Origin of the sequence: Pandoraea sp. PE-S2R-1, from assembly GCF_002179865.1 — a bacterium.
Classification (GTDB): domain Bacteria; phylum Pseudomonadota; class Gammaproteobacteria; order Burkholderiales; family Burkholderiaceae; genus Pandoraea.
Genome location: NZ_NGUR01000166.1, coordinates 1 through 403 on the forward strand (window position 1 = coordinate 1; position 403 = coordinate 403).

General features: G+C 65.8%; 1 protein-coding gene. It reads left to right on the top strand.

Features of this window, described 5'->3' with window-relative positions; genetic code table 11:
• Positions 1–403, top strand: a 403-nt coding sequence (locus CDV44_RS27550; RefSeq protein ID WP_170936145.1) for a HAMP domain-containing protein, incomplete at both ends; no start/stop codon positions are given.

A 403-nucleotide genomic window follows, 5' to 3' on the forward strand; every position in this document is an offset into this window, starting at 1 on the left:
GCGTGGTCATGTTGGCGATAGCCGTCATCGGCATTGCCGCGTTTGCGATGTGGTGGATGGCGCGGCGCATGCTGCGTCCGCTCGATACGCTGCGCGACCTCGTGCAGCGCAGTGCCGGCGATATGCGTGCCGTGCAATCGTTGCCGGTGCAGCGCGCCGACGAGATCGGGGCGCTCGCGAATACGTTTCGCGACATGATGGAGCAGTTGGGCGATCGCACGGAAGCGCTCGAGATGTCGCGCGAAGCCGCGCGTGCGAACGTGCGCCGCATGCAGGAGATCGCGGATCGCGTGCCCTATCTGGTGGCGTTTCTCGATGGCGACGAGCGCTTCGCATTTGTGAACCGCGCCTGTGAGATGCGGCTGCGTCGCTCGCGTGATCGTATTCTAGGCGCGACGGCGCG